The organism is Bacillus sp. FJAT-42376 (assembly GCF_003816055.1).
In the GTDB taxonomy this organism is placed as follows: Bacteria; Bacillota; Bacilli; order Bacillales; family Bacillaceae; genus Metabacillus_B.
This window is the reverse complement of sequence record NZ_CP033906.1, coordinates 1,114,873-1,128,970: the sequence shown is the minus strand read 5'-3', so window position 1 is coordinate 1,128,970 and position 14,098 is coordinate 1,114,873. Positions and strand designations below refer to the sequence as shown.

The window sequence follows — 14,098 nt, the reverse complement described above, 5'->3', positions numbered from 1 at the left end:
TTCCTTTACCCACACGACGAATAAGGAACGAGGTAATCGACAAGGATGGGAAAAAATTTTATGTAGATGTTCCTTTTCCACATCCCATTGCGCGATTAAGCAGAAGTGTTCGTTCACGTTCATTCTGGGTTAGTGATGCAGCACGTTTAAATTCTGTCTGAGCCTCATCGTAACGACCTAGCTTCACCAGAAGATCCCCGCGAACACTCGGCAATAGATGATATTTCTTTAAGGATGGGTCAGCATTCAACTCGTCTACAATCTGGATGCCAATGTCCGGACCAAATGCCATAGATATAGCAACTGCCCGGTTTAATTCTACGATTGGCGAGGGCATTACAATCGAAAGAGCTTCATAAAGAGCAGCAATTCGCGGCCAATCTGTCTCCTCTGGAGTCGGTGCCTGAGCATGGCAAGCAGAGATGGCTGCCTGCAATGAATATGGCCCAAGTGAACGCCCTAACTTCCGGCTGCGCTCCAGTGCTGCCAAACCTCGGCGAATCAATAATTGATCCCACTTTGCACGGTTTTGATCCATAAGAAGAACAGGTTCGCCTTTCGAATTAACTCGAGTTTTGAACCGGGAAAATTGAATTTCCATTAAAGCAACTAGTCCAAGAACTTCCGGTTCATTAGGTGCGATCTCGGCAAGGACACGTCCCAGTCTCAGTGCCTCTTGGCATAGTAAAGGACGAATCCAGTAGTTCCCGGAAGTTGCTGAATATCCTTCATTAAACATAAGGTAAACCACTTCCAGTACGGTCAACAGGCGATTATTAAGTTCCTCTCCAAGAGGTACCTCAAAGGGAATCTTTTTTTCGTTAAGGGTTCTCTTAGCACGGACAATTCTCTGAGCAATAGTTGATTCCGCGACGAGGAATGAACGCGCTATTTCTTCCGTGGTAAGTCCGCATAACAGTCGCAGTGTCAAGGCAACTCTGGCATCCTTTGATAATACTGGATGACAGGTCATAAAAATCAGACAAAGGAGATTGTCACCAATCTCCTCATCCAGAACATGATCTATGTCTTCCTCAGTATATAAATCTGTATTTCTAGCAATCTCTACATACTTTTTGTCACGAATCTTCGTTCTTCGCAAAAAATCAATCGCACGCCTTTTCGCCGTCGTCATCAGCCATGCACCAGGATTGTCTGGTATCCCGGCATGCGGCCAATTTTCAAGAGCAATCACCAAGGCATCTTGTGCCAAATCCTCTGCATGACCAACATCCCGTACAACCCCAGTTAACTTTGCAATGAGTTTTGGAGATTCTATTCGCCATATCGCTTCAATTGTTCGTTGTGTTTGGGGCAAACTCACGCTTTTATTCGCTCCTCTACATGTTTGCGAAGTGCTGCTTCTTTTTCCAGGAATTCCGGATTATCTGTCAAGTCCACTGCATCAAATACCTGCCTAAGCTCAATTTCTCCCTGCCCAAATCCATGTGGATCTGGCATCCTTAATGCCCATTCAATAGCTTCTTCTCTTGATTTAACTTCAATCAAGGTATATCCCGCAATTAATTCTTTTGCCTCCGTAAATGGCCCGTCTAAAATCTTTGGTTTACCACCTGGTTCAGGATATGAAATCCTTATTCCGTTTGAACTAGAATGTAGTCCATCTCCTGCTAATAAAATACCCGCTTTCACCAATTCTTCGTTATACTTCTGCATCGCCTCAATAAGCTCCAGACTAGGCATTTTTCCTTCCTCTGAGTCTGTAGTCGCTTTTACAATCATCATAAATCTCATAAGTCATAACCTCCTATTTTTTATGCTGAAGCTTCGTTCTAATTGAGTAAAATCGCATCAAAAATCCCCTTCTATTTATTCAACGGAGACCTGCCTGTTAAATCAACAACCGAAACTATTTTTTCCATACTTTTTTGTAAAAATTTTTGCCTAATTAGTGATTAGCCGTAAAAAATACGGTAAGCTCCGGTGATATCTTTTTTGTATCAAGCTTTTTAGTATGACCGAGACCCTTTTTACTCAACAATTTTGCATTGGGGAGTACGTTCGCCAATGCTTGAGCACTATGACGAAGAGATGCAGGGCTCTCTGTCCCTTCTAATACCAACGTTGGCATCGTAACACTGCTCCACCATTCAGCAGTCAGTTCCTTTCCTTCCATATAGCCATCCAGCACAGCAGCATCATATGGAAGCGTATGAGCAACCGCCATAAGCTTAGACCACACACCCGGCATAATGCGCATCATGCTGACAACAAATGATGGTGCCCCCATGCCCTTGGTCATAAAGTACTTAATGGCTTCAGCCCTTTTATCCTTGGAAATAAGTTCAGCAGTATACCTCACAAAATCTTTCGGCGGCTTACGGTCCTCCGCTGTAACCACAAAAGGAGGTTCGTGCAGAGCCAATTTTGTAATGTTTAACCCTTTCTTTGCAGCTAGCAGGGCAAGAACAGCTCCCGAAGATAATCCCCAAACCTTTGCCGAACCACCTGCTTCAACAATCAAAGCCTGAAGATCTTCAATTTCTCGTCCAACATCATATGGCTTAGTATCACCGCTATCTCCTCGGCCGCGTCGGTCGTAGTTGTAAACCGTGAAGTACTCGGACAACAAGTTAGCCAGCTCCACCTGCTGAGGAAATTTCCGGTAGCTAAAGGCACCTGCTATCAGGATGAGAGCTGGCCCTTGGCCAACTTTGTCATAGGCGATCTTCGTTCCGTCTTTTGAAGTAACAAAATACATTAAATTTTCCTCCTTGTCTTTGCAACTGATTTTTTAGATATTTACTTCCAATATTCACAGATTATATCTGCTTCTAATAAGACGACGAACCCTTATAAGCAAAATCGACACATCCGCAGTAAAAATTTATAAATTTTTTCTTATAAATCCCATTTCATTTTAAATACTCCAATTGTTTAAAAATCCCCTTTAAAAAAGAAGGCCATTTTTTCTTATAAAAATAAAAGGAAACACACATTTAAAAAATCAAATCATCCCGGAGAAATCAGTCATTGCAGATATTGTCCAGTCTAAACAAAGCCAATTAGAAGAAGATTCAGAGCACCCTAAGACAACTAAGTCAAATTTGAAGAGGTATTTAAATGAATAGTACACAGACATTTCTTGAAACGAAGGAATATAAACGATTTGCTGAGTTTGTAAGTAGCTGGGGTATAAGGTGGGATGTGAGAAATAGCACTTCAAATCAGCGCAAATTATCGCCTAAAGTCACACTTTTCGGCTTCAATGGGCGCCTTCTCTGCTGATTCTCTCGGTTTGGAAATAAATCAATACCATCATAAGAAATAGATAAAGGAAACCGCGTTGAAAAAAGCGATAATTGGAAAGTGATTTTGTTCTAGTTGATCAGATTCATTTAATCTCTTCGGCATTATATAGATATCCTCCACAATTTAAAAGACTGGAGAAAATAATCTTTTTTCTCCGTTTTATCATCCTGGCTGGACAGAACCCCTTTTGGCGTGGGCAATAAATTTGTAGTTATTAAAAAAAGTGCCTACCACTTCCCGTTTTCAGGTAGTATTAGGCACTATTTAATATCCGCTTTCAATTGGATCCATATTGTCCTTCTTCTAAGTTCTAGAGATTATTCTTCATCATTTTCAAAAATAGCCTCAAACTCTTCATCACTCATTGCGCTTTGTTGAGGGATATGTGGATAATGTGATATTCCTGAATGATCAATAAAGAATTCAACTTTTTCTTTAGTGTCAGATACAACAATAGTAAATTCATCATCACCCTCAAATATTTTATTATCTAATACAGATATAACTAACCACGCTGGGCCTTGAACATTATAAAAATTCTCATAGTATTTTACTGCTTCCTCTGTATTTGTGGGAGTTTTCCCGGATATTTTATATTTTTTCTTATATGATTCTGCAAGCATAATGGCCTTTTCTGGAGTTAAATTCAGTTTCATTATTTACCCATCCTTTATTATTTAAATCCTTCCCAATCAGGTGAAGGCCAAATTCCATTTCGCACCTGATAAATATATCTCTGCGCTTCATGAATTTCTTTGCTGTTATAACGATTACTATTCTCCATAATTTTACTATAAACATATTCTTCCTTATCCAACCTGGTTTGCATTTGATACTTTTCCATTCCAAGTTCCTTCCATTGCTTAGCATGGAAAGATTCATGGGTTGCACTTAAATAAGAGGCATCTTTTCTTAAATAAATATGACCCTTACTAGGATCAAAAGCAGCAGCAACTTCGTCTGGCAACATGCCTTTTTTGTCTATTTTTACTTTAATACCGTTTGCATGCATCTCCTTTTTAAAATCTTTAATTTCACGTGTGCTTAATAACCTTAGCCCAATATGAGTATATTTAGTTTCCCCACGTACACGGCGACCTTCCCATGAATTAAAATCAAAACTTTCCGCTTTCTTTCTATAATTACCTACATGACTTCTACTTATTTTTATAGTAGATTTTCCAGCGTTAAGTTTATCAATTTTAGTAGCAGCTCGACCAACTAACCCCATCGTCAGCCCAATCCAAAGCGCATTCTGACGCTGCTCTTCCGTCAGCTTGTTCCCGAACATGTCCATTCCGCTGCCGTATTCCCAGGCGCTGTTGGCGGTGTAGAGACCGTAGATTCCTTTTTCGGTTTTGTTTAGAATGTCCATGGCTTTTGTGCTTTTGTAGGCGTCGAGCATGTGGTTGGCGGCGTTCATGCCTTTGGCGGTTTTGACGATGGCGCTTCCGCCTTTGACGGCGCGGCCTGCCCAGCCGACGACGGGGATGAAGCCTGCGGCTGCCATGGCGCCTGCGGCTACGCGCTCAGCGTTGGAGAGCTTGCGGCCGGTGACGGGATCGACGCCTGTCGTTGCCCGGACGGAGTCATAATAGCCGCTGAATTCGCCGGCAAACGTTTTGACGCCGTCCCATGTTTTTTCATACCACGGCTTGTTCTTTTCGGCTTCGATGCGGGCCTTTTCTGCTTCGATTCTCGCTTTTTCAGCGGCAATTTGATCGCGGATTTTCTGGGCTTCTTCTTGCTGCTTTTGGTAGGTTTCGATGGATTCCTGTACGTTTTTCCGGACCTCGTGGATGGGGTCGGCCTGATAGGTTTTGACGTTGAAATTTATGGTCTTGATAAAACCGCTTTTTGTTTTGGAGGATTTATAAAGATTAAAAAAAGTAGAGCCCATTTATGTACAAAAGGCTCTACTAAGGTATTAGTACTTTAGGTAGTATTCTAGGTAAGCAATTATTTTTTAAAAGACTAGACTTTTCCTGTTTATTTATTTCGTAAAATGTCTAAATCACTGCTAGCTGCCAATTAGAGTGGTTTATACTTTGTTGTTTTCTATAGGAGACTCCCTTAATCAAATAAGAAAAGAGCCTTTTTTTGAAGAAAATTATCTCCTCTATTATTTTACTCCACTTATTTCAAACTCTAATTCAGTTTTAAATATCCTGCGTTTCCGTAATGTTTTTTAGAGTAGATTCAATAAACCTGATCACTTCCCGGTAATCCTTAGTTTCATAAGAATCTAGCGGATTTTCCCAATCCTCATTTTTAATTATATCTACTGAAAAGTTACCTTCTACTGATGTATCTGGATACCATCCTAAATCCACCATAATAGATTTTTTTGAGTGATTTAATTGCAAAAGACTTTCGCTCATTAAATACCATCTATCATCTTCTTCATTTAAAGCAAGTGGATCAAATTCTAGAAAACTATTATAATTAACTGTCCATCCTTCAGGTATTCTCAGTGGGTGTACATTTAATTGATCAACATTTAATTTAGAATATTTTCTCACTATTAAACAACCTCGCTTTATTTTACTCCCATTTTTTTCAGATATTTATCCAGTCTATCTCCAGCTATTGGATGTCCGTGGTATGAACCGCCACTAGTAAGTTCAGCTCTGACCCAACTAGTAGGCAGCCCATTATCATACCCAATTACTTTACCAGCATCGTGGAAGAAATAGTAGTTATTATTTCCTTTATCTAGTACATGTCCTTTTAATAAGGCCTCTTTCTCAATTATGCTATTATCTACAGATGGTAAATATTGAGCTTGTTTCTTTCCGGTTTCGCTAAATCTTTTTGCCTCTTCTTCTGTTTTTGCCTTTATATGCTTATTGCCATGCGGGGTATATTCTGCATTATAAATTTTAGTACGAAAATCTTTTCTTTCAAAATAACCTCCGTAAGGATCTATATCTGACTTCGGCAGACCATTTTCCCCTACAATATGCCTTTTATTCTGAGTTAAATCCCCAAGCTTCCTGCTTTCCATTCCTAGCGTTCTAACTTTTTCCCCAGTTGTAGTAACAGCTTCTCTCACCACTACAAGAGGAATATCTACTTGGGCTAACTCCCGTCCTGCTACTTGGAGGACTCTTTTAGCTGCTAATGGTGTTTCTTTGATGAGTTGGTGGGTTTTAGAACCTGCCTGCTTGCCGATTTCTTTAAGGGTTTTATGGGCATTTGCAGTGTAATCTTTTGCATGAGTATTGCTGTACGGCAATTTACTGCCGAGCTTTTGGAGTCCGCCCTTATCAATAATATGAGCTCCACCACCCACAAGCCCCATCGTCAATCCATTCCAAAGCGCATTCTGCCTTTGCTCCTCCGTCAGCTTGTTCCCGAACATGTCCATTCCGCTGCCGTATTCCCAGGCGCTGTTGGCGGTGTAGAGACCGTAGATTCCTTTTTCGGTTTTGTTTAGAATGTCCATGGCTTTTGTGCTTTTGTAGGCGTCGAGCATGTGGTTGGCGGCGTTCATGCCTTTGGCAGTTTTGACGATGGCGCTTCCGCCTTTGACGGCGCGGCCTGCCCAGCCGACGACGGGGATGAAGCCTGCGGCTGCCATGGCGCCGGCGGCTACGCGCTCAGCGTTGGAGAGCTTGCGGCCGGTGACGGGATCGACGCCTGTCGTTGCCCGGACGGAGTCATAATAGCCGCTGAATTCGCCGGCAAACGTTTTGACGCCGTCCCATGTTTTTTCATACCACGGCTTGTTCTTTTCGGCTTCGATGCGGGCCTTTTCTGCTTCGATTCTCGCTTTTTCAGCGGCAATTTGGTCGCGGATTTTCTGGGCTTCCTCTTGCTGCTTTTCGTACGCATCGATTGATTCCTGCACGTTTTTCCGGACTTCGTGGATGGGGTCGGCCTGATAGGTTTTGACGTTGAAATTCATAGGCTGAACCGAACCGCTTTTGGCGGTTGCATTCATGATGGCTATATAGCCTTGCTGGACGACTCCGATCGTACTGGCCTGAGCATTATACGTTTCCTCATAGGAAGTATCAAGATTCTCTACCGCCGTAACCGTTTCACTTCTTTTCGTGTCCGCTTTTTTCATATTGGTGTCATAGGCTTCTGTGGAGAAAGCGGTGAGGGAAATCAGGTCATGAATGGATGTTAAAATCCCCTCAAGATCACTGTGCTGCGTTTCGACCATCGTTTTACTGTTTTTCGACCCTGTTTCAAGCCCTTCCTTAAGAAAAGGAACGGCCACTTTGGTCGATTCTGCAAGGTTATGATCTTCTGCCCATTTCGGAACATCACTGTAGAAATCCGTAACGGCCTGGATAAATTTTTTCCAGTCTGTGACCAGATCAATTTGGGCCTGGTAGAAATTTTTAATGTTGTCGGCGCCTTTTCCCTTGAATTCGGTATTATCGACAAGTGCCTTAAACGTGTTTTCAAGGGCAATCAGCTTGTCTTCGAGGTCTTTATACTGCTTGGTCCGTGTTTCAATGGCCGTGGCTAACGAGTCAGATTCATATACTTTGGTCATTTGTCACGCTGCCTCTCTTTTCTTATTTCATTGTAATTGCCTCATCCTGCTCTCTCAAATAATTCACGTTGTCCTCGGTATCTTCAATATTCTTCAGGACCGCTTTTACGTATTCACCGGCAAATTTATGAACTTGCTCTTCCTTTTCAAGCCACGATTTCGTGAATTTGAGGTCGTTTTCACCGAGCGATTCAGCGGAAGGCGGATCGATTTTTATCTCACTGAGCGCCTTTTTCATATCGGCGAGCTGCTTCATAACCTCCGCATGGTCAAGCTTAATATCCGTCATGAGAACACCTTCCTCGTCAGGCTTTCAATATCCTTCCCAATTGAAGCCAATTGCTTTTGGGCACTTTCCAGTGTGTCATCAACGGCTCTTAAGCCGTCTTCAATGGAAGACGCAAAAGCCATCGCCATCTTTAAATCATTTAGCTGATTTTGCAATCTCTGTATTTCACTGCTGATTTTTTCTTGATATTCATCGTAATCCTTGCTGAATACTCTCTCCATGTCCTTATAGGCCGCTTCACGTGAGTCATCAAAATCGTTCGCACGCGGACCCTTCCACTCATTGGCAAGCTCCGGCTGCTGGATGATGTGAATCTCCCTTTGCCCCTGACCCTGCTCCTTTGAAATATCACTGTTTGCTTTTTGAAGCTTCCTGATCTTCTCCTCTAATCCTTCAATTCCGCCGCTGATGTACGATTGGGCGCTATTGAGCGCTCCCCATAAATCCATCCTTATTCACCTCGGAAATTCATTATTTTCGCCAATATCCCACATTCATCTATCCTTAATTTTATCATTTTTTACCATATACCCCAATTGGAAGAAAGTCCTCATCTTATTCCCACTCACCTGCATAAATGAGTGATATTAACTAGTTCCAGAGGCCATTCCTTCTCCATTCATATGAATAATCACCTATAAAAAAACAGCCTATAGAATAATTCCAAGGCTGTTTCCATTTACCCTTTGTAATCACAAAGTTCGATAATCTGACCATGCGTATGAACCGGATTCATGTAAATCAGTCTGCGGCCAAATGGATTTGTCCGGTACGTATCCTTTAAGAAGGTCAACCCCCGGGCTTCATACTCATCGATCGCTTTGTCCAAATCGTCTACCTCGTATGCAAGATGATGGACTCCTTTTCCCTTTTGTCTGATAAACCGGTCGATGGGCGAGGTTTTGCTGGTTGGTTCGAGCAGTTCGATGACCTGGTTATCAAGATGGATGACCGCAATATGCGTCTCCACCCCTGGCTTTTCACTTGTATATCGTTCGACGAGCTTGCCGCCGAGAACATCCGTATAAAATTCAATGGCTTCATCCATCCTTCTAACAGCGATGCCGGTGTGATCAAGTTTCATGGTTTTTCCCTCCAGTTTACTTAGCCCTGCTGACCTACTTTTCACTCAAGAGTTTTAATAAATCGGCGGAGTTTTGTCTTGAAAGTTTACCATAAAGACTCCTCGTGGCAAGCGTAAGCAGATTTTGCTCAGGATCCACCCAAACATCGTAGTAGACCCGCTTTCCCTCATTTTCTTCAAAGCCGAGACGGTAATCAGGCGGACGGATATCTATCTTCGCCTTTTCCCATTCCGCCGTGTCAATGATGTGGATGATGCTTTGCACCTTACCGCGGTCAGAAATTCTCCGATTGTCCTCCTGCTTCGTTCCTTGAACAATGACGTTTCGTGTCTCATGGGAACATGCTGCAGCCAGGATCAATAGAATCATAAGAAAAATTGCCGTTCTATATAGTCGTCTCATCTAATTCCCCCTTTTCTTAATGGACGGGAAGGTTGGGAGGAAGGTTACTTATTGTTTCGACATGCACCGCTGCTGGTTCCTGCCGAAAGGGGGCTAGTTCCTGCCGAACCTGGCAACTTTCCGGCCAACATTGCTGCTTATCCTGCCGTACCAGGCCATTTTCCCGCAAAACTCTTTTTTCCTGCTAAAGTGAGGCTGGTTCCTGCCGAACCTGGCAACTTTCCGGCCAACATTGCTGCTTATCCTGCCGTACCGGCCGTTTTCCTGCCAAACTCTTTTTTCCTGCCGAAATGGGGTTTGTTCCTGCCGAATCTAGCAACTATCCCGCCAACATCGCTACTTTTCCTGCCGTACCCAGCAACTTTCCTGCCAATCTCTTCTTTCCTGCCGAAGCGGGGCTGGTTCCTGCCAAACCTGGCACCTTTCCCGCCAATACCGCTGCTTTTCCTGCCGAATCCGGGCTTTTTCCTGCCAAACTCTTTTTTCCTGCCGAAATGGGGCTGGTTCCTGCCGAATCTAGCAACTATCCCGCGAAAATCGCTGCTTATCCTGCCGCACCCAGCAACTTTCCTGCCAATCTTTTCTTTCCTGCCGAATCTAGCAACTATCCCGCCAACATCGCTGCTATTCCTGCCGCATCCGGCCGTTTTCCTGCCAATCTCTTCTTTCCTGCCGAACCAAGCATCCTTCCCGCCCTGTTCACGAATGAACAAAACAAAAAGAGAAGCAAGCTAGCTTCTCTTCAAATGGAAAAATCCTTACTATTGCCCCGACTCCGACGACGGCCGCTGGGCATCTATAAATTCCATTACCTTTTCCCGGCCCGGTGCCGCTTCGATGGCTCCTTTCACTGAGGCGGCGAGTGCTCCGCTTGCGTTGGCAAATGTGAGGAGCCGGCTATGATGGGTGTGGAGCGTTTGGATGAGTGTGTCCGGTACCGCTTCGAGGCTGAGCAGTTCGCTTAACAGACCTCCGATGAACGCATCTCCTGCGCCTGTTGTGTCTTCGACGGTTACTTTGAAGCCGGGATCTTCGAATACTGGACCGCCCTTCATATAGATCGACGCTCCTTCGCCGCCTTTCGTGTAGATAACAGCTTTAACGCTGCCGCATAGCAGGGATTGAACGGCTTTTTCTTCATCCGCAATGCCGGTGACAAATTCAAGCTCCTCGCTTGATACTTTAATAAGGTCGGCGTGCGGCACAAATTCGAGGATGGTCTTCCTGCAGCTTGCTTCGTCCGGCCAGAGGGGAATCCGCACATTTACGTCAAAGCAGACCGTGCCGTTTGCCCGGCGGATCTCTTCGATGAGTGTCAGATGCGTTTGTTTGATGGGACTTTCCACTAAATCAACGGAACAGAAATGGAGGAAATCTCCTTCCTGGAACTCGATACCCGCAACCTCCTCCGGCTCCAGCAGCAAATCTGCCGCATTTTTCCGGTAAAAGGTAAAGCTCCGTTCTCCATCCTCGTCCACAGAAACGAAGGCAAGTCCGGTTTCTCCTTCGTCGGTCCTTACAATATGCGAGACATCCACTCCGTTCGCAGACATGACGTCCAGCAGAAAATCGCCGAAGTGGTCTTGGGCCATTTTAGTCAGCATGACCGAATGGCCCCCGTATTTGGCCACGGCAATCGCCGCATTCATCGGCGCACCGCCTGCAGCTTTTTCAAAGCCTCCGACATCCTTTAGCGCTCTGTTTTTTTGCATAGGGATAAAATCGATCAATGTTTCTCCAACGCAGTATACCTTTTTCACCTGTCTCACCTCAAAAGAAGGAACAAGCGCCAGAATCCGCCTGTCCCTTGCTGATTTTATTTCCAGATATCCTTTAGCTTCCAGTACGTACATTCTTTGATGGAAAGATCGGCATCTGCCGTGAATTCAATTCCCTGCCGTTTGCTTTCCGGATAGATCCGGCTCGTCATCGTAGCTTCTCCATCATTGGCGAAAACCTCGATGGAAGAGCGGTCCAGATAGATTCTTAGAGTAAGAAGACCGGTGTTCTTCAGGGAAACCCTGCGTATTCCGTCTTTCTTCTTTCCACACTTCGATACATCCAATGTGAGCTGCCCGAGTTCGGCATCATAGGAAACCGAGGCATGCTCTCCATTCGAGCCCAAAATCTTGATCTCCGCTTTTTTTGAGGATGAAGCGGCCATATTTATAACGGCTTGAATCTCCATAAGATCTTCAGCTGCTTCTGCTGTATAGCTCTTTTGGATGGTTTCGTTCGAGCAAACCCGGTGCTCCTCCATGCGGAGCCGTTCCAGCTCTTCCACCGGGTTCATCAGAATCTGATCCCGGCTGCCGAGCGTTACTTCGCGTGGCAGAGTGAGTGCACCGCACCAGCCGTCCTTCTTTGTCGGCATATCCGACTCCCACATATCCATCCAGCCAATCGCGATACGGCGGCCTTTATCGTCTTTCAACGTCTGGACAGCATAGAAATCATGGCCGTGATCCAGCTCCTTGAACCCGCCATGAAGATAGGTATTGGTTTCATATGTGTAATCCCCAACGAGGTACCCGGTTTGGAAAAGATTGTTATAATGGTCGCCGTCCGCCTTCATTCCCTGCGGAGAAAACATGAGGACATGCTTGCCGCCAAGCTCGAAGAAATCCGGACACTCCCACATGAACCCAAGTGTGCCGTCGCTCTGAGCAAGAACACCAATATAATCCCAGTTTCTCAGATTGGCAGAGCGGTAAAGAATGACACGCCCGGTTTCATTCTTATCGGAATTGCCGACAATCATGTACCAATGATCCTCGTGCTTCCACACTTTTGGGTCCCTGAAATGATGGGAGCTGTCTGCAGGCGGAGCTGCGATGACTGGATTTTCACCTAGTTTATCAAAGTGAATCCCATCCGTACTTACGGCTATATTTTGGTTTTGGTAAAACAAGTCCTTCTCTCGATCCGTATAATGATGACCCGTATAAATCAGCGTTAGTTCCCCGTTGTTATCGACTGCGCTGCCCGAAAAACATCCGTCTTTGTCACACTCATCTCCCGGAGCGAGTGCAATCGGGAGATGCTCCCAGTGAACGAGGTCTTTGCTTTTTACATGGCCCCAGTGCATGGGCCCCCAATTCACACTGTATGGATGATGCTGAAAGAAAGCATGGTATTCCCCTTTATATTGAACAAAGCCATTCGGGTCATTGATCCAATTGGCCGGTGCCATAATGTGATAGCCGAGACGGTAACGCTCATTCATCGTTTTTTCCGCTTCCCTGACCGCATCTTCTGCCTGCTGAAGTTTCATTTTTGTGAGCATCTTCTTCCTCCTTGATTATCTTCTATAAGGCTTATGTTTCGATCAATTCTCGCCATTTCCCCTTGCTGCCGGCGTCATCTTCCTGTTAAATAAATGTATAAGAGCGCTTTCTTAAAAGTTTATGTCAACCGGTTTCATATGTCAAAATATTTTTGAACAATTCAGTCGCTTTAAGATAAGATGTTTCTGATGACGATTTAAGAGATAAGGAGGTCCCTCCATGAATCCAAGCATACATGACGTGGCAAAAGCAGCCGGCGTATCTCCTACGACTGTTTCCCGCGTACTGAATAACCGGGGTTATATAAGCGATAAAACAAAAGAAAAAGTATTTCAAGCAATGAAGGAGCTTCATTATTTCCCTAATGACCTGGCACGCTCCCTTTATCATAAACGGACCTATGTAATCGGCCTGATTGTCCCCAATACAAGCAATCCTTTTTTCGGCGAATTGGCCTTTCACATCGAGAACATTTCCGGATCGCTTGGATATAAGCTGCTTCTCTGCAACAGCCTGGGCAGAATGGATAAAGAAGAAAAATACATGGAGATGCTGATCCGGAATCAAGTGGATGGCGTAATTGCCGTTACCTACAACCGCGGAGTTCTCAATTCAGGCAAAAAGGATCTGCCGATTGTCGCCATTGATCATTACTTGTCCGAAACAATCCCGGTTGTAGGCTCAGACAACTATGCGGGAGGGAAAGCCGCAGCGGAACTGCTTATTCGAAAAGGCTGCAAGACAATCCTCCATGTCAACGGGCCGAAAGAACTCGATACTCCTGCCAATCTAAGACGGAAAGCATATGAGGATGTGATGGAAGCGTATAGCCGGAACCCCGTCACGTATGAGCTTCCCTTAGACGGGGACAGGATTTCTTTAGTAAAGCGGATTCTCGATGAGTATCCCGGTGCAGACGGACTGTTTGCAAGCGATGATCTCATTGCGGCCGCCTTTATAAACGAAGCAAAGAAACGGGGAAAGCACATTCCCGGAGACATCAAAGTGATCGGATACGACGGGACGGAAACGACCCGTGCGCTGCTCCCGGAGTTATCCACCATCAGGCAGCCAATTTATGATATCGCGAAAACCGCGATTGAACGCTTATCCCAAAGGATCAGCGGAGAAACGGACAGTCTCCCTTTTGAAACGCAGCTGCCGGTTGAACTCTTGGAAAACGGGACCACTTAAGATGAAGAGGATATAAAAAAGCCCTGTCTTATTTTCCAGACAGGGCTTTCTCCCA

Annotated in this window: 15 protein-coding genes; 2 read left to right on the top strand and 13 right to left on the bottom strand. The window is 44.7% G+C overall.

Annotated elements, in window-relative coordinates; translation table 11 throughout:
- Positions 1-58: 58 nt before the first annotated feature.
- The 11 genes from CEF21_RS05640 to CEF21_RS05590 form a co-directional block, all read right to left on the bottom strand.
- Positions 59-1,324: an RNA polymerase sigma factor gene (locus tag CEF21_RS05640; protein WP_123914046.1), complete on the bottom strand. Its 1,266-nt coding sequence runs from the start codon at positions 1,322-1,324 to the stop codon at positions 59-61.
- Entirely contained in the window at positions 1,321-1,755 is a 435-nt protein-coding gene (locus CEF21_RS05635) for a YciI family protein (protein WP_123914044.1), read from the bottom strand. The genes CEF21_RS05640 and CEF21_RS05635 overlap by 4 nt, the downstream gene beginning before the upstream one ends.
- A 154-nt stretch (positions 1,756-1,909) precedes the next feature.
- Positions 1,910-2,722, bottom strand: coding sequence for an alpha/beta fold hydrolase (locus CEF21_RS05630; RefSeq protein ID WP_123914042.1), 813 nt, complete (start codon positions 2,720-2,722; stop codon positions 1,910-1,912).
- Positions 2,723-3,590: 868 nt separating this feature from the next.
- A complete protein-coding gene (locus CEF21_RS05625; RefSeq protein ID WP_123914040.1) occupies positions 3,591-3,929 on the bottom strand; it encodes a hypothetical protein in 339 nt (112 codons plus the stop codon).
- A 17-nt stretch (positions 3,930-3,946) separates the two neighbouring features.
- Entirely contained in the window at positions 3,947-5,173 is a 1,227-nt protein-coding gene (locus tag CEF21_RS21855) for a zincin-like metallopeptidase toxin domain-containing protein (RefSeq protein WP_123914038.1), read from the bottom strand.
- Between the two features lie 259 nt (positions 5,174-5,432).
- Entirely contained in the window at positions 5,433-5,795 is a 363-nt protein-coding gene (locus tag CEF21_RS05615; RefSeq protein ID WP_123914036.1) for a hypothetical protein, read from the bottom strand.
- Between the two features lie 17 nt (positions 5,796-5,812).
- Positions 5,813-7,786, bottom strand: a complete 1,974-nt coding sequence (locus CEF21_RS05610; RefSeq protein ID WP_123914034.1) for a T7SS effector LXG polymorphic toxin — start codon at positions 7,784-7,786, stop codon at positions 5,813-5,815.
- 22 nt (positions 7,787-7,808) lie between these two features.
- Complete coding sequence (locus CEF21_RS05605) at positions 7,809-8,075, bottom strand: YwqI/YxiC family protein (protein WP_123914032.1); 267 nt, start codon at positions 8,073-8,075, stop codon at positions 7,809-7,811.
- Positions 8,072-8,524 carry a YwqH-like family protein gene (locus CEF21_RS05600; protein WP_123914030.1) on the bottom strand — a complete coding sequence of 151 codons (453 nt, stop codon included), beginning with the start codon at positions 8,522-8,524 and terminating at the stop codon, positions 8,072-8,074. Before CEF21_RS05600 ends, CEF21_RS05605 begins: the two co-directional genes overlap by 4 nt.
- A gap of 230 nt (positions 8,525-8,754) precedes the next feature.
- A complete protein-coding gene (locus CEF21_RS05595; RefSeq protein WP_123914028.1) occupies positions 8,755-9,159 on the bottom strand; it encodes a VOC family protein in 405 nt (134 codons plus the stop codon).
- Positions 9,160-9,193: 34 nt separating this feature from the next.
- Positions 9,194-9,562 carry a YhfM domain-containing protein gene (locus CEF21_RS05590; protein ID WP_123914026.1) on the bottom strand — a complete coding sequence of 123 codons (369 nt, stop codon included), beginning with the start codon at positions 9,560-9,562 and terminating at the stop codon, positions 9,194-9,196.
- Positions 9,563-9,613: 51 nt separating this feature from the next.
- On the opposite strand from CEF21_RS05590, the gene CEF21_RS05585 reads away from it, so the two are divergent.
- Complete coding sequence (locus CEF21_RS05585) at positions 9,614-10,297, top strand: ribosomal eL19 family protein (protein WP_123914024.1); 684 nt, start codon at positions 9,614-9,616, stop codon at positions 10,295-10,297.
- Between the two features lie 26 nt (positions 10,298-10,323).
- On the opposite strand, the gene CEF21_RS05580 is transcribed toward CEF21_RS05585, so the two are convergent.
- Both CEF21_RS05580 and CEF21_RS05575 read right to left on the bottom strand, forming a co-directional pair.
- Entirely contained in the window at positions 10,324-11,322 is a 999-nt protein-coding gene (locus CEF21_RS05580; protein ID WP_123914022.1) for a carbohydrate kinase family protein, read from the bottom strand.
- 56 nt (positions 11,323-11,378) lie between these two features.
- Positions 11,379-12,848, bottom strand: coding sequence for a glycoside hydrolase family 32 protein (locus CEF21_RS05575; protein ID WP_123914020.1), 1,470 nt, complete (start codon positions 12,846-12,848; stop codon positions 11,379-11,381).
- Between the two features lie 220 nt (positions 12,849-13,068).
- Here CEF21_RS05575 and CEF21_RS05570 point away from each other — a divergent pair, with 220 nt between their 5' ends.
- Entirely contained in the window at positions 13,069-14,043 is a 975-nt protein-coding gene (locus CEF21_RS05570; RefSeq protein ID WP_123914018.1) for a LacI family DNA-binding transcriptional regulator, read from the top strand.
- Positions 14,044-14,098 lie beyond the last annotated feature (55 nt).

Excerpts from the sequence above, each read along its gene's own strand:
- CEF21_RS05635 (WP_123914044.1), bottom strand. The coding sequence starts at position 1,755 with ATGAGATTTATGATGATTGTAAAAGCGACTACAGACTCAGAGGAAGGA.
- CEF21_RS05595 (WP_123914028.1), bottom strand. The coding sequence starts at position 9,159 with ATGAAACTTGATCACACCGGCATCGCTGTTAGAAGGATGGATGAAGCC.
- CEF21_RS05605 (WP_123914032.1), bottom strand. The coding sequence starts at position 8,075 with ATGACGGATATTAAGCTTGACCATGCGGAGGTTATGAAGCAGCTCGCC.
- CEF21_RS05625 (WP_123914040.1), bottom strand. The coding sequence starts at position 3,929 with ATGAAACTGAATTTAACTCCAGAAAAGGCCATTATGCTTGCAGAATCA.
- CEF21_RS05600 (WP_123914030.1), bottom strand. The coding sequence starts at position 8,524 with ATGGATTTATGGGGAGCGCTCAATAGCGCCCAATCGTACATCAGCGGC.
- CEF21_RS05630 (WP_123914042.1), bottom strand. The coding sequence starts at position 2,722 with ATGTATTTTGTTACTTCAAAAGACGGAACGAAGATCGCCTATGACAAA.
- CEF21_RS05575 (WP_123914020.1), bottom strand. The coding sequence starts at position 12,848 with ATGCTCACAAAAATGAAACTTCAGCAGGCAGAAGATGCGGTCAGGGAA.
- CEF21_RS05570 (WP_123914018.1), top strand. The coding sequence starts at position 13,069 with ATGAATCCAAGCATACATGACGTGGCAAAAGCAGCCGGCGTATCTCCT.
- CEF21_RS05590 (WP_123914026.1), bottom strand. The coding sequence starts at position 9,562 with ATGAGACGACTATATAGAACGGCAATTTTTCTTATGATTCTATTGATC.
- CEF21_RS05610 (WP_123914034.1), bottom strand. The coding sequence starts at position 7,786 with ATGACCAAAGTATATGAATCTGACTCGTTAGCCACGGCCATTGAAACA.
- CEF21_RS21855 (WP_123914038.1), bottom strand. The coding sequence starts at position 5,173 with ATGGGCTCTACTTTTTTTAATCTTTATAAATCCTCCAAAACAAAAAGC.